The following is a 19166-nucleotide window of genomic DNA, read 5'->3' as shown; positions in this document are numbered from 1 at the left end:
TTGATTTAACCTTAGATGTTTTAGAGGGAGATGATGGTTTGTTGTTAAACTATGTATATGCTACTGATTTATTTGATCAGGATACCATAGCTCGTTTTGTTACTTATTTTGAGCGTATTGTCGATACCGTATTATCCAATCCCGATATTTTGCTAAGTGATATAGTATTATTAGATAAAAAGGAGGAGCAATTATTATTACAAACATTTAACGATACTAAGGTTGATTATCCAAGAGATAAGACGATTATAGATTTGTTTGAAGCACAAGTGAAAATTAATCCTAATAGGGTAGCCGTAACATATGCAGAAGGTAGTATTACTTATGAGAAATTACGAGTTAAGTCTAATCAAATAGCAGCTTATCTACAGAACGAATTAGATGTAAAGAAAGGAGACCTTGTAGGATTATTAATAGATAGGGAAGCGGATTTGATTCCCTTGATTTTTGGGATCATGAAATCTGGAGGAGTTTACCTTCCATTATCGATAGAACAACCATTGGATCGTATACGATCTATAGTTTCAGATTCGGGTTTAGGAGTATTAATTGGTCATGAAAAGCATATCGATACTTCTGTTTTAGGAGAGGATATAACGTTTTTAGATATTGATGGATTAGATCAAAAGATAGCGAATCAGGATAAGGAGTACTTGCGAGATGTTAGTGGTTCAGATTTGGCTTATGTGATTTATACCTCTGGTAGTACAGGTCAACCCAAGGGAGTAATGATCGAGCATCATTCTGTAGTAAACCAATTACAGTGGGCTCAGGATAAATATCCATTGACTATTGATGATGTGTTGCTTCAAAAAACCCCATTAGTTTTTGATGTATCCATATGGGAGTTATTTAGATGGTCTATCAGTGGAGCGAGTCTTTATTTATTACCACCGGAAGGGGAGAAGGATCCACGTTCGATTATTGATGGGATAGACACTAATGGAGTTACAGTGATCCATTTTGTTCCTTCGATGTTGAGTGTTTTTCTTTCAGATTTAAGCACAGCTGATATGGTTAGATTGCAGAGTTTACGACAAGTTTTTTCGAGTGGAGAGGCTTTAAGTATAGATCATGTTTATAGTTTTAGAGATACCTTATATGCTGCTAATAATACAGCACTTATTAATTTATATGGTCCTACAGAAGCTACAGTACATGTTTCTTATTATGAGTGTGATTTTAAAGAATCTGATATAAGAATCCCTATTGGTAAACCCATTGATAACACTTCATTTTATGTAATCGATAGGTTTGGTCATTTATGTCCAATAGGAGTTATAGGAGAGCTATGTATAGGAGGAGCAGGAGTAAGTGTAGGGTATTTGAATAATGATAGTTTAACAAAAGAGAAGTTTGTTGATAATCCATATCACGCAGGAGAGAAGGTGTATCGCACAGGAGATTTGTGTAGATGGTTAGCAGATGGTAGTATAGATTTCTTAGGTAGAAAAGATTTTCAAATTAAGTTACGAGGTTATCGTATAGAGTTGGGAGAGATCGAGTATCAAGTACAGCGATATGAAGGAGTAGAAGAGGCTGTTGTAATTTTAGGTGGAGATAGTGAATCTGATAGATATTTGGCAAGCTATTATGTATCAGAAGAGGAATTATTGGCATCAGATCTACGAGATCATTTAGTAGAGGTATTACCAGAGTATATGATCCCTACATATTATGTTCATCTAGAATCGATTCCGTTAACGGTTAATGGTAAGGTTGCTCACAAATCTTTACCGGTTCCAGAAATTAGTGCAGGAGCGGCCTATGAGCCTGCCTCAAATGAAGTAGAAGAGAAATTAGTAGAGATTTGGGGTGATATATTACGTTTAGATAGTGATGTGATTAGTGTTACCAGAAGCTTCTTTGAGTTAGGGGGGAATTCATTTAAAGTTAATGATTTAGTTAATCGATTATCAAGTGTATTTAATGTAAAGGTTCCATTAATAGAGATCTTTAAAAGAACTACAATCAGAAGTATTTCAGAGCACATTTCCAGTTTACCTAAAATTCAAACTTCTGTAAAAGAAAAAGAATCAATTATTTCGATAAGTAAATCAGAAACAACGAATAACTTGTTTATGATTCATGATGTAAGTGGAGATATTAACGGATATATTAAACTAGCAGGATTGCTTAAGAGTTATAATTGTTGGGGAATAAGGAATACTTCAATTACAAGTTTTAGCCCTAAAGAGTTAACAATACAAGAACTGGCAACGAACTACATAAAGAAGATAAAACAAATACAAGCCAAAGGACCTTATACTCTTTTGGGTTGGAGTCTTGGAGGAATTGTTGCTTATGAAATTGTACGTCAGATGAAACATTTAGGTGATACAGTACATCAATTGTTTATGATAGATTCTCAAGTACCTAGTTTTGATGATTCTAAAATATTTTCACTTTCGATAAAAGAAGAAAAAGATCTATTAACCAAATTATTAAAAGAAGAAGAGATTAAACTGGATAAAATAGATTCAATAGAAGGTCTATGGAAGAAATGTATACCAATATTAATAAAAAAGGACAATAAAGAATTGGTAGAAGCTCTTCCAGAGTATTTTAAAATGTTAATTCCTGATATAGACAAAATTGCCATAGAACATCTAATAACTAACGTAAATACCATAAGGTCCTTGTATAGCGCTTTTATTAGTTTCAAAATGAAAGACAAATTAGAGACTCAATTAATATATATAAAGGCAAGTTCCAGCCCTACTACTATTGAAAGCTTTACTGATTATTTTGAGAAAGAAATCAGTTCTTATGTTGTTCAGGGAGATCACTATTCTATACTAAAAGAACCTGGAGTATTTCAACTACCAGAGGTAATAAATAACATCTAAAAAAAACTAATAATAATAAAATTTAATTTAAAATGATGATCAATAAAAATTACATTAAAAAAGTGCTTTTTTTGGCTTTTTGTGTGGCTTTATTCTGCTTACATGATTCTTATGCTCAAGAAAACCAATTAGTCAGGCAAATAGATGAAAAAGTAACTAGTTTAATGAAGGAAGGCGATATTCCAGGATTAAGCTTAGTCATTACTACAGGAGATAAGAGTATTATTAAGAGTTATGGCTATGCAAATTTAGAAAGCCAAGAACTAATAACTCCGCGTACTTTATTTGAATTAGGATCGTTGAGTAAAGCATTTACGGCTATAGCTATCATTGACCTTGATAATAAAGGAGAAATAGATCTTTCTAAACCTGTTTCTAACTATTTACCTTGGTTTTATGCTACCTATAATGGTCAAAAGGTAGATATCACCTTAAGACAATTACTTCACCATACTGGAGGGATACCTTGGGGAACAATTTCTATGATACCACAAAGTAATGAAGATGATGCTCTTGAACAAACAGTACGGAAACTTATTGGTCAAGAACTTGATAACCTTCCGGGTGAGGAATATGAATACGCAACTATTGGATATGATGTACTGGCATTGATAATTCAAAAAGTAAAGAAACAACCTTTTGAAACCTATCTTCAAGAAGAAATTATTAATAATTTGGGTATGAGCAATACCTCAATAGGGGTGCCAAAAGATAATTCTCTGATGTCATCTGGTTACAAGATTGGTTTTTCCAGCCCTAGAGAATATAATGCTCCCAAATTTAAAGGGAATAATGCAGCCGGGTACGTGATTTCTAATGCTGAAGATATTACTAAATGGATCAATTTGCACTTAGGTAAAACAAACTCAAGTCAACTTGCTAAAGCATCTAGAATAGGGCATTTAAGAGATAAAACCGTTGCGCCTCATGGTGTTTTTTCATATGGTGGGGGATGGCATGTTTCTTTAAAAGGAGACGGAGAATTATTTCATGATGGATTAAACCCTAATTTTAGTTCTTATATTTCTATACGTCCTGATCAGAGGTTGGGAATTGCTATCCTAACAAATTGTAATAGCGAAACCACTCAACTCATAGGAAGTCAGGTTTCTAGAATCATGACTAATGATTTAGATGAAAAAAATGATGTACATCCTGGTGATGGGAATGATACAATGTACTCTTCAATTTCAATTGTATTGATCATTTTTTCATTAGTTGTATTTGCTTTTTTGGTATTTGTAATTACGAATATCATAAAGGGAAGAAGAAGATTTAACAGGATTAACCTATCTACCATTATTAAACTTTTTAAACCTATAGTTTTTATTAGTCCTTTCGTTTACGGTATCTATATGCTTCCTGAGACTTTGTTAGGATTTACTTGGGAATCTGTTCTAGTATGGAGTCCGATTAGTCTTGAAGTGTTAATGCAGCTTATTCCAATTGTAATACTCTTTACTTACTTTGTTTATATAGTGAGTGTTATTTTTCCAGAAAGTAATATTTACTGGAAAAAATTACCAGGTATAGTTTTTCTTAGTGTACTCGCCGGTCTTTCTAATGTTATAGTGATAATTATGGTAACATCTATGATTAACTCAGAAATCGAGTGGCAATATTTGGCTTTTTATTATGGGTTGATAGGTGGATTATATCTTTTTGGAAGAAAATTTGTACAAGTAAGCTTGATTAAGTTAACTCGTAAACTAGTTTATAACCTAAGGGTTGATTTAATAGAAAAGATATTTTCTACATCATTTCAAAGTTTCGAAAAGATAGAAAGAGGAAGAGTTTATACAGCGTTGAACGATGATGTAAGTACTATAGGAAGCTCTACCAATCTTTTTGTTTCATTAGTAACAAGCATAATAACAGCGATAGGAGCTTTTTTATATTTAGCATCTATTGCGTTTTGGGCTACTATTCTTACTATTTGTTTAATTCTATTCATATCTGTAGTGTATTACTTCACTGTTCAGCGAACAAATATTTATTATGAAGAAGCACGTACTACGAGAAATGTATTTATGAATCTTATTGCAGATATGATTAATGGATATAAGGAGCTTAGTTTGCATCGCAATAAAAAGTTAGAATATAAAAATGATATCGCCGACATAGCAGATGAATATCGTGAGAAAACTACAACGGCAGAAGTACGTTTTGTTAATGCTTTCTTGGTAGGAGAGTCTTTGTTACTTGTTTTAATGGGTATTGTATCAATAGGGTTAACAAAAATATTCCCAAATATTCAGTTTCATACTGTGCTTAGCTTTATAATAGTTCTTTTGTATTTAATCGGACCAATAAATTCAATTCTTGGATCTGTACCTAGTTTGGTTGGACTTAGAATTGCTTGGAATAGAGTTTCTCAATTTATTAGTGAAATCCCAGTGAATTTAAAACTAATTGATTCTAAAAATGTTGAAGTACGTCAGGTGGATCGAATTGAGGCTAGGAATGTATCTTTTGAATTTAAAAATGAAGAAGAAGAAACAGGATTCAGTGTAGGTCCTATTAATTTGGAAGTTAATAAAGGAGAAATATTGTTTTTAATCGGTGGTAACGGAAGTGGAAAAACGACTCTTGCCAAATTGCTTACTGGTTTATATAAGCCTGATGGTGGAGAATTTTTGATTAATGGAGAAAAAATGAAAAATTTTGAGTTAAGCGAATATTTTTCAGTTGTATTTAACCCACCACAATTGTTTAGTAAATTATACAATATTACTGTAAAAGATAATGAAGAGGTTAAGAAGTATTTGGAAACCTTAGATTTACAGGATAAAGTTGAGATTACGGATAGTACTTATAATACAATTCAACTTTCTTCCGGTCAAGTAAAAAGACTTGCATTATTACAGTGTTACCTAGAAGATTCTCCTATTTACTTGTTTGACGAATGGGCTGCTGATCAAGACCCAGACTATCGAAAGTTTTTTTACGAACATCTGTTACAAGAGATGAAAAAAGATGGGAAAATCGTAATTGTAATAACTCATGATGATAATTATTTTCACGTAGCAGATAGAGTTGTAAAAATGGATAATGGCGAATTAAAAGAGTATTCAGAGAATAAAGCTTTTATGGCTTAAAAGAGAAACTTTGTCAATGAACACAAGTATAGAGTATACATCATTAGTCGATAAAGACGATACAGTTATTGGTATTGTAGGTGGTATGGGTCCAGAAGCTGGGGTTAATTTAGTAGGAGCTATTCACAAGCATACCAAAGCAGTCAAAGACCAAGATCATTTATCTACTATTTTGATGTCATTTCCTAAACACATTGAAGATAGAACTGCTTTTATTAATGGAAAAATAGTTAATAATCCAGGTTACGAAGTGGCAAAGGTAATTGAGAAATTAGAAAATGCAGGTGCCAAATTAATCGGAATAGCATGTAATAGTTCTCACAGTCCAGTTATTTACAATGTGATATTAGATGAACTTGGTAAGAGGCAAAGTCAAGTCAAAATATTAAACATGCCATTTGAGACGTGTAAACATATAAAAAATCATCATCCTAATATTTCTCGTGTAGGTGTAATATCTACAAATGGAACATATGTATCAGGGATATATGATGAAATTTTGAAGGAAATGGGTTTCGAAGTAATTAAACCAGAATATGATTTTCAAAGTGAGGTAATCCATGAAATTGTTTACAATGTTGATTATGGACTGAAGTCAAAATCTGACGAGATTTCCCATCAAATTAATTACTTAATGCAAAAAGCATTAGATTTTTTTAAAAATAATGGGGCAGATGCTGTTATCCTTGGATGTACAGAACTAGCATTAATACCTAAAAACTTTTATAAAACGGACCTATTATTATTTGATTCTAATGAATTGTTTGCAATGGCTTTAATAGAGCAAGCAAAAATCTTAGAAAAAATGATAAGGCCAATTAAATAAATATTGAGAAGAAAAGAATGAGTAAAATTAAATTATTTTGTTTTCCTTATGCAGGAGGATCTGCACAGGTATATCATCAATGGAGTAAAGAGTTACACCCTAAAATAGACTTAGTTTTAATAGAATTGGCCGGAAGAGGTAGACGAATTGGTGAGCCATTTTACGATAATTTTAATGAATTAATTGATGATGTTTTTAATCAAATTCACCAAGATATACTAAATACTCCTTATGCTTTTTTTGGGCATAGTTTAGGAGCATTAATAGCTTATGAATTAACTGAAAAAATTAATAAACATAAGATGGCCGGGCCGAAGCATTTATTTTATTCTGGTAAAAGTGTACCTCATGTTTTACAAGAAAAAGAGATCATCTTTCATCTACTGAATGATAAAGAGTTTAAAAAAGAAGTGATAAAGCTTGGAGGTACTCCTCCGGAATTTTTCCAACACCCAGAACTTGAAGAATTATTCTTGCCTGTTTTAAAGAATGATTTTAAAATGGCCGAAAAATACATTTTCAATGGTTCTATACAACGGTATTCAAAAGATGTCACAGTTTTATTAGGAAAAGAAGATATTTTTACTGCCGAACAATGCCATGAGTGGAGTAATTATACTTCTGGAATATGTAAATTATTCTATTTTAATGGAGGTCATTTTTTTATTCATGATGAAATGAATAAAATTTCGGAAATAATAAATGGTACTTTGATCTAAAAGAATAAATACGTCTATAGCATATAAAAATATAAGCGATCTACTACTTTTTTGCACTCAATTAAACATTCTAAGAATGGTAAATTTTACTTTGTTGAAAAATTTATTTTTTCAACAAAGGAGTACATAAATAAAGGTTTTATAAAAAGTAATGCTCAGTTTTTAAATTAAAATAAATTGAAAATAATTTTAAAAAAAGACAGTTGAAAAAAGAAATAAAACACGTGTTGTCCCTTAAGGATATTTCGGATAGAGAAATACTAGAAATTATTAATAAAGGTACCGAATATGCAAGAGGACTTGTAGAATTGGGGGAACAATTAAGAGGGAAGGTTATTGGCATATATTTTGCAAAAACCTCTACAAGAACTAGAACATCATTTTCGTCGGCAGCCTTACGTTTAGGGGCAAATATAATTTCTTATGGCCCCGATGATTTACAGATTAATACAGGAGAAAGTATTGAAGATACTTTACAAGTACTTTCACAAATGCTGGATGGATTTATTGTAAGAACTTCGAAAAGTTACAAACCATTAATCGATTTCAGCGATCAAAGTAATATGACAATTATTAATGCTATGACTTTCGATGAACATCCAACGCAGGCATTAGCGGATTTAACAACGATTAAATTACATTTTGGAGAGATTGATGGAATTAATTTGGTTTATTTTGGAGAAGGCAATAATACAGCAATAGCATTAGCTCTTGCTTTTTCTAAATTTTCAAATGTAACAATTCACTTCTTTACACCTTCAAATTATGGGTTAAATAAAGAGGTTTTAAGTTATGCTCAAAATGAAGCACAAAAAAGGAATAGCCAAATTTATGAATTTCATGATTTAACATCACTGCCTTCACATGCAGATATTGTGTATACGACAAGGTGGCAAACAACCGGAACGGTAAAGCAAAATTCGAATTGGAGAAAGGAATTTGAACCTTTTATGGTAACTGAAAAATTGTTATCTAAATATCCTAAAGCAATTTTCATGCATGATTTACCAGCACATAGAGGTGAAGAAGTTGAAGCCTCGGTAATTGATGGGGATCAAAGTATAGTATTTGAGCAAGCAGAAAACAAGTTTCATAGTGCAAAAGCCGTTTTAGATTGGTGTTTTAATTAAACTGTGCTATAGATAACAATTTACCAAAACTAAATCTTATAATAAATATTTATCATAAACTAAAACGTACTTGACTAAGTCAGGTTGATGTTATTTTTGATATAAAATTTAAAAGCCTCAAAATCATTATTGATTTGAGGCTTTTTTTTGTGGAGTCGGAGGGATTCGAACCCTCGTCCAAACAAGGAACAACATAGCTTTCTACACGCTTAGTTTTTGTTTAGATTTTCGTGAGATTGCCGGCCAAAAACCGCCAACGCACCCCTTATTCTCAATTAATTTCAAAACTATATCAAGATCCTATAGTTTCTAGGTCTACTTTTACGATACTCAAAACCAAACGCCATAAACCAAGGCTTTTGAAGAGTATCCTGCTTGCTCACCTAGTGAGCCGAGGCATTATCCTACTATAATTCGGATTATGCAGCTAGGGCGTAGTTATTCTCGCCGTTTAAAAAAGTGAAATATGATATTTACGAGCTATATCCCAGCGCTCGACGTGCTTACCATCCTATTCATCTCGCTGTCAAAACCAGTCGACCCCAAAAATCATAGTTTAATGTCTATTTAACATCAAAAATGGTTGGCAAAGATAACTATAATTGTCATATCTTTAGCCGCAATTTTAAATCAACAAAATATATACCAAAATATATGACCAAGTTCGGTATTATTAAAGAACGTAAAAACCCGCCAGATCGTCGTGTTGTGTTTTCTCCCAATGGCCTCAAAAATGTAAAATCTAAGTATCCAGAAGCTACTTTTGTAGTCGAAAGTTCTAATATTAGGGTCTTTAAGGACGCTTTGTATAAAGATGCTGGATTTACCGTTTCAGAAAATATATCAGATGCAGACGTTTTATTAGGAGTCAAAGAAGTTCCTATTTCTAATTTAATAGCCAATAAAAAATATTTTTTCTTTTCTCATACTATAAAAAAACAACCTTATAATAGAGATTTGTTAAGAGCAATACTAGACAACAATATAGAGTTGTATGATCATGAAGTGATTGTAGGGGCCAATGGCTTTAGATTAATTGGATTTGGAAGGTATGCCGGTATTGTTGGAGCATATAATGGATTTAGAGCTTGGGGGTTAAAATATAATACGTTTACACTTCCAAAGGTAGAAACCCTTGATGATCAAAAGGCATTAGAACAAGAACTCTCTAAGGTTGCTTTGCCGGGTATGAAGATAGTACTTACAGGTAATGGTAAAGTTGGTTCTGGAGCCAAAGAAGTTCTAGATGCAATCAATATGAGAGAAGTTTCTGTACAAGAATACTTAAATAATACTTTTGACGAAGCAGTTTATGTGCAAATTGATGTATTGGACTATAATAAACGCAAAGATGGTACTGTAAAGGATAAGAATGATTTTTATAATAATCCTCAGGCGTATGAGTCTGATTTTATGCGTTTTGCTAAGGTGAGTGATATGTATATAGCGGGTCATTTTTTTGGTGATGGTGCTCCATTTATTTACACACGTAATGATGCTGCATCTGATCATTTTAATATTAAGGTAGTAGCAGATGTATCTTGTGATATTGATGGACCTGTAGCTTCTACAATTAGAGCATCGACTATTTCAGAACCTATTTATGGGTATAACCCAATAACCGAAACTGAAATCGATTATAAAGACTCAAAAGCAATTGTAGTAATGGCAGTTGATAATTTACCTTGTGAATTACCTAAAGATGCTAGTGAAGGATTTGGAGAGATGTTTTTAGAATATGTAATCCCAGCATTTTTTAATGGAGATCAAGATGGAGTTTTAGAAAGAGCCAGAATGACCAAAAATGGTAAGCTTACAGAAAGGTTTAGTTACCTTCAGGGTTATGTAGATGGTAAAGAATAATTTTATAATTAATTTTTTAAACGAGGTATGAAAACCAGTCAACTTGTTGATCAAATACTTAAAAAAAAATCATTTCTATGTATTGGTTTGGATGTAGATCTAAATAAAATACCAAAACATGTATTAGAAAAAGAAGATCCAATTTTTGAATTTAATAAAGCTATTATTGATGCAACACATCATTTAGCAGTGGCGTATAAACCTAATATTGCTTTTTATGAAGCTTATGGAATAAAAGGATGGAACTCATTAGCCAAAACTATTGACTATCTAAATGTAAATTATCCAGAAGTTTTTACTATTGCTGATGCAAAGCGAGGTGATATAGGGAATACCAGTACGATGTATGCTAAGGCTTTTTTTGAAGATTTAGAGTTTGACTCTATTACAATTGCTCCCTATATGGGCAAGGATTCTGTAGAGCCTTTCTTGGCGTTTGAAAATAAACACACTATTGTGTTGGCATTAACATCTAATCAAGGTGCTTTTGATTTTCAAACCAAAAAAACTGAAGGAAAAGAACTGTATAAACAAGTATTAGAAATTTCAAAATCTTGGAAAAACTCAGAAAATCTAATGTATGTAGTTGGTGCTACAAAAGCCGAGTACTTTACCGATATAAGAAAAATTGTACCAGATAGTTTTTTATTAGTACCGGGTGTAGGAGCCCAAGGAGGAGATTTAAAAGAAGTGTGTAAGTATGGGCTTAATGATCAAATAGGATTATTAATCAATTCTTCTAGAGGAATTATTTATGCATCTAATAGTGAGGATTATGCAAGAGCTGCGGCAGCTAAGGCTTTAGAACTTCAGGAAGAGATGAAACTCATCTTAGAGAAAAGATAATTAAAAAAGGAAGGAGAATTTTCTAACTAAAAATTCTCCTTCCTTTTCTGTTTAATGAATAGCACTAACGTCTATTCGCGTTAAATACTTGTTTTGCATATCCATAGAGTCCATATACAATGAACACTATAAAAAATGCCATAATACTGTAAATAATAACGTTTAGTAATACTGAATTCATAGCCCCGTGTATTTAATTAAAAAATTGTTCTTTCTAATATAAGACTTTTTTAGCGTAATCACTATTTTTAAATAGCTAGTTATTAATGATTTAAGAGTTTTTTAAGGTTTGTTTTATTTGCGAAGTTAAAATAGGATCAAGTTTATGATATTTATAGATCAAATGAGTAGAGAGGTAGAGATTTTAAATACTCCAAAACGTATTGTTTCTTTGGTTCCTTCTCAAACAGAGCTGTTAATAGCACTAGGGTTAAAAGATAGTATAGTGGGGATTACAAAGTTTTGTGTACATCCCTCGAATTTGCGAAAAGAAAAAACCGTAGTGGGGGGCACGAAAAAAATCAATTATGATGTTCTTGAAAAATTAAATCCTGATATCATTCTTTGTAATAAAGAAGAGAATAGTAAGGAAATTGTAGAATATTTAGAAAAGGAATATCCTGTACATGTTTCAGATATTTTTTCTGTATCAGATGCTTTAGAAATGACTCTTCAGTATGGTGAAATGTTTAAAAAGCAAACCTTAGCCAAAACACTTGTTTCTGAAATAAAAATGGAAGAAGAATCTTTTCGAAATTTTATAAAAGACAAACCAAAAAAACAAGTAGCCTATTTTATTTGGAAAAACCCTTGGATGGCAGCAGGTAAGAATACATTTATTGATTACCTTTTAAAAGAAAATGGTTTTACTAATGTTTTTGATCACATGAGCCGTTATCCCGAAGTTTCTGATAATGATATTGCTTCATTACCAAAATTGGATTTGATATTGTTATCTTCAGAACCCTTTCCTTTTGCTCAAAAACACATAGATGATGCTCAGAAAACGTATCCAAGTGCCAAAGTTATTTTGGTTGACGGGGAATATTTTTCGTGGTACGGATCACGTTTACGCGATGCGTTTTCATACTTTAAAACATTGCATTAATAGATAAAGGATAAACATTTCTTTAAAAACTGTTAAGCATACCAGTAATCCGAAATAAGTTCATACTTTTGATCCGCTAAACAATTCCTATTGCTTAATTATTCAATATATCAACATTCCGAAAGTATAGAGTGGGTGACTTTTGTTCATGGAGCAGGAGGTAGTTCGTCTATATGGTTTAAACAGGTTAGGGAGTTTAGAAAACATTTTAATGTACTCTTATTAGATCTACGAGGGCACGGAAATTCTAAACCAGCTCTTAAAGATGCATTTAATTCTAAATACACTTTCGATTCTATAACCGATGATATTGTAGAAGTTATTGATAAAGAGCAAATACAAAAATCACATTTTGTAGGTATATCTTTAGGTACAATTTTAATTAGAAATCTTGCCGAAAAACATCCTGATCGTGTGCAAAGTATGATCATGGGGGGAGCGATAATGAAATTAAATTTAAGATCTCAGGTATTGATGAGGTTGGGTATCGTATTTAAATCGGTTATCCCTTATATGTTTTTGTACAAGTTTTTTGCGTTTATTATTATGCCTAAAAAAAATCATAAACAATCGAGATTACTTTTTGCTAATGAAGCAAAAAAATTATACCAAAAAGAATTTGTGAGATGGTTTAGATTAACTTCAGAGATTAATCCTTTATTACGTTTTTTTAGAGCAAAAGATATTAAAATTCCAACCTTGTATATTATGGGAGAAGAGGATTATCTTTTTCTGCCTTCGGTTCAAAAAGTGGTTTTATCACATCAATTATCTCAACTTTTCGTCATTAAAAACTCTGGACATGTTGTAAATGTTGAACAGCCTGAAGTTTTTAATCGAGAAACAATTGCTTTTATTGGGCAATCCTAATAGAATTATTTATAGTATAGTTTGACTTTCAATCTTCTTTATTTTGGATAAAATTTCACGAGCTTGCTTGTGCAGTTCATCACTTTTATCTTTGTCCTTTATAGCTATTTTGTAGGCACTTTTCATTAGTTTACAGTAAGAATACTGTAACTTTTGTAATTCGCTTTTATGTTTTAACCAAGTAAACATTGTTATCCTCTTATATACCGATGTACAAAATTACAGGATAATACTTTTAAGCCCTCTTAAGGATGCGTTAACGTTACCTAAAGTTGTTATAAATGTTAAAAGAACGAAGTAATATGTTTTTTTAATTAGTCTTGCAAAGCGAAAACTTTTCTTAATAAATCGGTAGTTCTAGAGCCAAATTTGGTTCGAATTTCTTTTTCCTCAACAGCAATCATTGCATATACACCTTTTAATGCCTCTTGAGTAACATAATCTGTAAGATCTGGATTTACGTTGTTTGTTAGAGGAAGAGCGTTATATTTATTAATAATATTAGACCAGATTTGATCGGCACCTACCTTAGAAAAAGATTTGTTAATTACAGGATTAAATTTTGAGTATAAAGCAGCACTAGTTTTGTTTTTAAGATATCCAGTTGCGGCATCATCATTTCCTAAAAGAATTTGTCGAGCATCATTAAAAGTAATCTGTTTAACCGCATCAACAAAAATTGGGGTTGCCTCTTTTACAGCATCTTCTGCGGCACGATTGATTACTCTTAAACCTTCATCTGCAAGTTTACTTAATCCAACATCTCTTAATGTTTTGTCTACTTTTCGTAATTCTTCAGGTAGCAGTATTTTAACTAGTTGATTTCTATAAAAACCATCTTTTTGAGTAAGTTTTGTAACTTGTTTATCAATACCATTATCCAAGGCTTGTCTTAATCCATTACCGATATCGATATTGCTTACACCAAAACCTCCAGTAGTACTTTGCGGCAGACTATTAACGACTTGTTGAAGTTCGGCACATCCCGAAAGAAGTATAATAGCGAATATAATGAGGATTTTTTTCATGATTTCTTGTTAGATTTGAGAATACAAAATAATTAAAATGAATTCAAATTTAATTTTTTTAGCACTATCTCTTTTAATTATTTCATGTAAAAATGAAAAAGATTCGATAAAAGACAAGATAATACCGTCTATTAAACCTGATCAATATATCACTGTGTTAGGAATTGCCCAAGATGGTGGATTCCCTCATATCAATAATACAGATGAATTTGTTGCTGTTAAGAATAGTGAAATAAAAAAAGAATTAGTTGTTTCATTAGGGTTGATAGATAGTAAAGAGAAAAAGAAGTTTTTGTTTGAGGCCAGTCCAGATCTTCCTGAGCAATTATCTATTCTAGATGATGAATATTTGAAGTCGAAATCAATAATAGATGGAATATTTTTAACGCATGCACATATAGGTCATTATACAGGATTAATGTATTTTGGAAGAGAGGCTATGGGGGCAAAAGAAATCCCTATCTATGCGATGCCCAAAATGAAAACTTTTTTGGAAACTAATGGTCCCTGGTCGCAATTGGTGGCATTAAGAAATATCATAATACATCCTATTAAAGAAGATTCGGTATTATCTATTACGAAATCTTTACGAGTAATTTCTTTTAAAGTGCCTCATAGAGATGAATATTCTGAAACTGTAGGGTATAAGATTATAGGTAATCATAAATCTGCGTTGTTTATTCCGGATATTAATAAGTGGTCTCTTTGGGAAAAAAATATTGTTGAACAAGTAAAGCAAGTAGATTATGCTTTTATCGATGCTACTTTTTTTAAGAATGGTGAAATTCCTAGACCTATGGAAGAGGTTCCTCATCCCTTTATAGAAGAAACTACGAATTTGTTTAAAAATGAATCTGAAGAAATTAAATCTAAAGTTATTTTCATACATTTTAATCATTCAAATCCAGCTTTAGATGTAGATAACGAAGATCGAATTCTACTCGAAGAACAAGGATATCGTTTTGCAACTACTAGAGACATATTTCCGTTATGAGAAAATAACAGTTTTGTTATTGTAAACTAGTACTTTTCGTTCTATATGATGCTTAATAGCTCGGGATAAAACAATCTTTTCAAGATCTCTTCCCTTTAAAATAAAATCCTGAACATTGTGCACGTGTGATACTCTTACAATTTCTTGTTCGATAATAGGACCTTCATCCAGATCAGAAGTAACATAATGACTGGTAGCTCCAATTATTTTTACTCCACGTTCGTAGGCAGAATGGTAAGGTTTAGCGCCAGGGAAAGCTGGTAAAAAAGAATGATGAATATTAATTATTCTATTTGGGTACTTGTTTACAAAACTTGGGGATAAAATTTGCATATACCTAGCAAGAACAATGAAATCAATTTTATGTTCATTAAGAGTTTCGATTTGCTCGGCTTCAGCCTTTGCTTTATTTTCTTTGGAGATTGGAATATGTTTGAAAGGAACATTAAATGCTTCGGCAATAGGTTTAAGATCGATATGATTACTTATAATGATAGGTATTTTTACATGAAGTTCCCCAGATGCATATCTCCCTAAAATATCGTACAAACAATGATCGTATTTTGACACAAAAAGAGCCATTTTGGGTTTTTTATCTGTATCATACATTTCCCAATGCATGTTGTGATTTTTGGCAACTTCCTCATTAAAGGATTCCTTAAATTGAGCAAGTTTTTTTTCATCCTGATCAAATTCGCATTCCAATCTCATAAAAAACTCTCCTAGTTCACGATCTACATGTTGCTCAATATATACTGTATTTCCTTTTTTGTATAAGATAAAGTTGGTAACGGTGGCTATGATTCCTTTTTTGTCAGGACAGTTGATTAATAAGGTAGTTTTTTTCATTAGTAAAATCGATTTCTAATGATAAACATACCCAGAAACGATAGTATTAGCCAATATTTCCAACTAATTCTTCTATAAAAACTATGTTTTTATTAAATTTCAATTATACGATATGATTTTCTAAAGAATTAGTAATATAAAAGGCTGATTTGTTTTAAAATCAGCCTTTTATCAAATAACCTTTTAATGAATGTTATTTAATTTCGTCTATTGCATTATTGATTAATGTTTTGATATGATCTTTATGTGCTTTCGTTAATGTGTTACCTGCTCCATTAGAAACCATAGCACGTACTCTTTTAAGATTATAAAGAGCCATCGATTTAGCTGCGTGTGTATGTTTTATTCTTTGTTGAGGATTTGATTTTGCCAAAATATGTATCAGTCTTTGAGTGTATTCTAACTGTAAATTTTGTCTAAATGTATTAACATTACCCGATACATCTTTTTGAAAGATGGCATTGTTTAAATCCGTCATATATTCTGATAATGAGTATGTATTTCCATATAATTCAGAATCAGTGATTCTTTGCAAGGTATTTGGATGCAAAATGTGATTTAAAACTCTTTTCTGATAGCTCAAAACAACTTCATGAATCTTTGGATCTTCGGGCCCTCTAAAAAAGTTGTATCCTCGTCTTTGTAAGGCAATGTAATTATAAAGATCATTAGGGACATCATATGCATTAGGTGCGAAAACAAATTTACTTAAGGCTTTCATTGCTCTTTTCTGATCTTGGTAGCTTACAGGTGTATAAGGCTTTAAGTTGTTGTCTTGCCCTATCATACTCCGATCTACATATACGCCACCTATAAATCGAGAAATTACGTCACCAGCCCGTCCATATTGTCCTCTTAAAATAAAATAAGCTTGTCTTAACTCTTGATAAGATTGCCCTGTTTTGTTAAATTGATTTTTAATTTGTGGCATAAGTTGATTAACTAATTCCATTCTATTAATCGAATACGTGATTTGATCATTAGATAAATCTCCAGTCATTACTCGTGGATCTATTGCTTTACCAGGAGAACGCATATCATCAGCATCATTACCAAAAATTAATTCAGGTTTATTAGATTGACTTGTAATTTTTTCTAATTCATTTTCAGAATTTACAGGTGTATAACCGTATTGAATAGCCCAAATATCATAGGGTCCTACCGTAGTAGAAAAATATTGTCCTTGATTTATTTTGTCATTGGTTAAATTAATGGCGGTATAATCCATTACAGAGCCTGTAAGGCATTTTCCTTTAATAAACTCAGCATCAGCAAGTTGTTCTGGAGAGAATAATTGACTGGCTTTCATGTTATGATTTAAACCAAGTGTATGCCCTACTTCATGCATAATTAGTTCTGTCATGGCTTCTCGTTTCATACCATTCATCTCATTATCATTAGCCCCAGATGCCAATAGAGCTGTTTGACCAAAAAGCGAGTTTTCTTGCATGATATGTCCATAAGAGCAATATAGATGTTTATCTTTAGAGAGTGGCGTAGAAAAATTTTGATCTTCAAATTGGTCAGTAGCAGTAAGATTAAATAATCTATCATATTTTACACGATTAGTATGAAAAACATACTCTAACATAATATCGGCACCCAGAATCTCGCCAGTTCTTGGGTTAACAAAACTAGGGCCATATCCTCCAAAAGGAGGTTGAGGTGAAGAAGTCCAACGTAATACGTTATATCTAATGTCACCTGCATCCCATTTTGCATCGTCAGGTTGAGTTTTTACCACTATTGCATTTTTGAAACCTGCTTTTTCAAAGGCTTTATTCCATTCTAATACGGCTTCTTTAATTGTTTCTCTAAATTCTACAGGAGTGGTGTTCTCAATCCACCATTCTATAGGTTGAATAGGCTCAGAGATAGCTGCCGACGGATCTTTTTTAATCAAATTCCAACGATGTACCAAATCTCGGTAAGGAGTGGGGCTAGTAGATGTCATATCCGTTACCTGAGTAAGAAAATAACCTACTCTTGGATCATCATATCTAGGTCGATATTTATTCTTAGGCATAGCAATTAAGCTATGTTCTACTTTAATAGTAATATTTCTTCCGTCACTAACGGCATTAGACCCTCCGTTAAGAATAGATGGATTAGTATAAACATAATGACTATTAATATTAGTGTTTTCGGGATAGTTTTTTATTGCTTTAATTTTTGTCTTTTCATTATTAAGTTTTCCCACTTTGAATGCAAAAGGTGATTGTTTTGGAAATGAGGGAGCTTTAACTTGTTGAAAAGTTTCTTTAAGAAAAAGGTTGTCAGATTTAATAAGGTACAATCCTTTTGCTTTGTCATGAGCTTCTACTTTCAGACTAGCCATAACACCTTCACTAATATTTGCACTAGAGGATTTCGATAGGGCATTATTTTTGTCAAAATAAAATGACGAGTTCTGAGTGATGAATTCTATTTTATTATAATGTTTTTCAATTTTAAAAACTTTAGAACCGCGGTACGCTCCTCGAAAAGCACCAGCATCCAGAACTCCATCAGAAATTTGACTAAAATAGATGAATTCCTTACCTATTTGATCTTTATTGATAAGCATATGAGTAGTTCCGTCTATGGAGTCCCTGTAGATTGTAAATAACCCTTCAATCTTTTCGCTTTTTTTCACAAGTTCTTCTATAGTCTTCTCTTTGTCTTCTTTTTTAGAATCTACTTGTTCTTTATCTCCTTTTTTCGATTTCTTTCTCTTTTTTTGAGCATCGATGTCTTGGATCCCAATCCCCATGATGAAGAGGAAGGATAGGAATAATAATCTGTTTTTTGTTGATGTAAATTTCATTTTAAAATAAATTTTATTAAAATAGGTGTTGAAGATATTGTTTTCTTATATCAGTTTATAAGGGTTTAACAGTCTCGTTAACAATAATTAATTGTTCTATGAGTCTCAATTTTGTAATTTGAGCTTTATTAAGAAGAGTTCGAATCCAAATCGTTTATATTATCCGTAATAGGTTTACAA

Annotated in this window: 14 protein-coding genes and 1 other RNA gene; 10 read left to right on the top strand and 5 right to left on the bottom strand. The window is 31.9% G+C overall.

What is annotated here, in order from left to right:
- From DK508_RS01285 to DK508_RS01265, 5 genes are all read left to right on the top strand, one after another.
- Nucleotides 1-2849, top strand: a 2849-nt coding sequence (locus DK508_RS01285; protein ID WP_160114511.1) for an amino acid adenylation domain-containing protein, incomplete at its 5' end; no start/stop codon positions are given.
- 32 nt (nt 2850-2881) lie between these two features.
- Nucleotides 2882-5947, top strand: a complete 3066-nt coding sequence (locus DK508_RS01280; RefSeq protein WP_109298922.1) for a cyclic peptide export ABC transporter — start codon at nt 2882-2884, stop codon at nt 5945-5947.
- A 16-nt stretch (nt 5948-5963) separates the two neighbouring features.
- Entirely contained in the window at nt 5964-6773 is an 810-nt protein-coding gene (locus tag DK508_RS01275; RefSeq protein ID WP_109298921.1) for an aspartate/glutamate racemase family protein, read from the top strand.
- A 17-nt stretch (nt 6774-6790) separates the two neighbouring features.
- Nucleotides 6791-7492: a thioesterase II family protein gene (locus DK508_RS01270; protein ID WP_109298920.1), complete on the top strand. Its 702-nt coding sequence runs from the start codon at nt 6791-6793 to the stop codon at nt 7490-7492.
- 203 nt (nt 7493-7695) lie between these two features.
- Nucleotides 7696-8622 carry an ornithine carbamoyltransferase gene (locus DK508_RS01265; RefSeq protein WP_109298919.1) on the top strand — a complete coding sequence of 309 codons (927 nt, stop codon included), beginning with the start codon at nt 7696-7698 and terminating at the stop codon, nt 8620-8622.
- Between the two features lie 147 nt (nt 8623-8769).
- On the opposite strand, the gene ssrA is transcribed toward DK508_RS01265, so the two are convergent.
- Nucleotides 8770-9166, bottom strand: a transfer-messenger RNA (tmRNA) gene (ssrA, locus tag DK508_RS01260).
- A 110-nt stretch (nt 9167-9276) separates the two neighbouring features.
- Between ssrA and DK508_RS01255 the strand changes: the two genes are divergently transcribed.
- The 4 genes from DK508_RS01255 (at nt 9277) to DK508_RS01240 (ending at nt 13309) form a co-directional block, all read left to right on the top strand.
- Nucleotides 9277-10485: an NAD(P)-dependent oxidoreductase gene (locus DK508_RS01255; RefSeq protein WP_109298918.1), complete on the top strand. Its 1209-nt coding sequence runs from the start codon at nt 9277-9279 to the stop codon at nt 10483-10485.
- Nucleotides 10486-10512: 27 nt separating this feature from the next.
- The gene (pyrF, locus tag DK508_RS01250) at nt 10513-11331 is read left to right on the top strand and encodes an orotidine-5'-phosphate decarboxylase (protein ID WP_109298917.1); all 819 of its coding nucleotides are present in this window, start codon (nt 10513-10515) and stop codon (nt 11329-11331) included.
- Nucleotides 11332-11656: 325 nt separating this feature from the next.
- Entirely contained in the window at nt 11657-12439 is a 783-nt protein-coding gene (locus DK508_RS01245) for an ABC transporter substrate-binding protein (RefSeq protein WP_109298916.1), read from the top strand.
- 90 nt (nt 12440-12529) lie between these two features.
- A complete protein-coding gene (locus DK508_RS01240; RefSeq protein ID WP_109298915.1) occupies nt 12530-13309 on the top strand; it encodes an alpha/beta fold hydrolase in 780 nt (259 codons plus the stop codon).
- A 9-nt stretch (nt 13310-13318) separates the two neighbouring features.
- Here the strand turns inward: DK508_RS01240 and DK508_RS21565 are convergent, their stop codons facing one another.
- Together DK508_RS21565 and DK508_RS01230 are read right to left on the bottom strand one after the other, a co-directional pair.
- On the bottom strand, nt 13319-13498 hold the full coding sequence (locus DK508_RS21565; RefSeq protein WP_109298914.1) for a Lacal_2735 family protein: 180 nt from the start codon (nt 13496-13498) through the stop codon (nt 13319-13321).
- 125 nt (nt 13499-13623) lie between these two features.
- Complete coding sequence (locus DK508_RS01230) at nt 13624-14337, bottom strand: DUF4197 domain-containing protein (protein WP_109298913.1); 714 nt, start codon at nt 14335-14337, stop codon at nt 13624-13626.
- Between the two features lie 37 nt (nt 14338-14374).
- Here DK508_RS01230 and DK508_RS01225 point away from each other — a divergent pair, with 37 nt between their 5' ends.
- A complete protein-coding gene (locus DK508_RS01225; RefSeq protein WP_109298912.1) occupies nt 14375-15331 on the top strand; it encodes an MBL fold metallo-hydrolase in 957 nt (318 codons plus the stop codon).
- On the opposite strand, the gene purU is transcribed toward DK508_RS01225, so the two are convergent.
- Nucleotides 15326-16180: a formyltetrahydrofolate deformylase gene (gene purU, locus DK508_RS01220; protein ID WP_109298911.1), complete on the bottom strand. Its 855-nt coding sequence runs from the start codon at nt 16178-16180 to the stop codon at nt 15326-15328. The two genes, DK508_RS01225 and purU, sit on opposite strands and share 6 nt — an antisense overlap.
- Nucleotides 16181-16373: 193 nt before the next feature.
- The gene (locus DK508_RS01215) at nt 16374-18986 is read right to left on the bottom strand and encodes a zinc-dependent metalloprotease (RefSeq protein WP_109298910.1); all 2613 of its coding nucleotides are present in this window, start codon (nt 18984-18986) and stop codon (nt 16374-16376) included.
- Nucleotides 18987-19166 lie beyond the last annotated feature (180 nt).

This window comes from Aquimarina sp. AU474 (genome assembly GCF_900312815.1).
GTDB lineage: Bacteria > Bacteroidota > Bacteroidia > Flavobacteriales > Flavobacteriaceae > Aquimarina.
The sequence above is the reverse complement of the archived record's forward strand: the minus strand, read 5'-3'. Positions and strand labels throughout refer to the sequence as shown.

Excerpts from the sequence above, each read along its gene's own strand:
- DK508_RS01225 (WP_109298912.1), top strand. The coding sequence starts at position 14,375 with ATGAATTCAAATTTAATTTTTTTAGCACTATCTCTTTTAATTATTTCA.
- pyrF (WP_109298917.1), top strand. The coding sequence starts at position 10,513 with ATGAAAACCAGTCAACTTGTTGATCAAATACTTAAAAAAAAATCATTT.
- DK508_RS01245 (WP_109298916.1), top strand. The coding sequence starts at position 11,657 with ATGATATTTATAGATCAAATGAGTAGAGAGGTAGAGATTTTAAATACT.
- DK508_RS01275 (WP_109298921.1), top strand. The coding sequence starts at position 5,964 with ATGAACACAAGTATAGAGTATACATCATTAGTCGATAAAGACGATACA.
- DK508_RS01255 (WP_109298918.1), top strand. The coding sequence starts at position 9,277 with ATGACCAAGTTCGGTATTATTAAAGAACGTAAAAACCCGCCAGATCGT.
- purU (WP_109298911.1), bottom strand. The coding sequence starts at position 16,180 with ATGAAAAAAACTACCTTATTAATCAACTGTCCTGACAAAAAAGGAATC.
- DK508_RS01270 (WP_109298920.1), top strand. The coding sequence starts at position 6,791 with ATGAGTAAAATTAAATTATTTTGTTTTCCTTATGCAGGAGGATCTGCA.
- DK508_RS01215 (WP_109298910.1), bottom strand. The coding sequence starts at position 18,986 with ATGAAATTTACATCAACAAAAAACAGATTATTATTCCTATCCTTCCTC.
- DK508_RS21565 (WP_109298914.1), bottom strand. The coding sequence starts at position 13,498 with ATGTTTACTTGGTTAAAACATAAAAGCGAATTACAAAAGTTACAGTAT.
- DK508_RS01280 (WP_109298922.1), top strand. The coding sequence starts at position 2,882 with ATGATGATCAATAAAAATTACATTAAAAAAGTGCTTTTTTTGGCTTTT.
- DK508_RS01230 (WP_109298913.1), bottom strand. The coding sequence starts at position 14,337 with ATGAAAAAAATCCTCATTATATTCGCTATTATACTTCTTTCGGGATGT.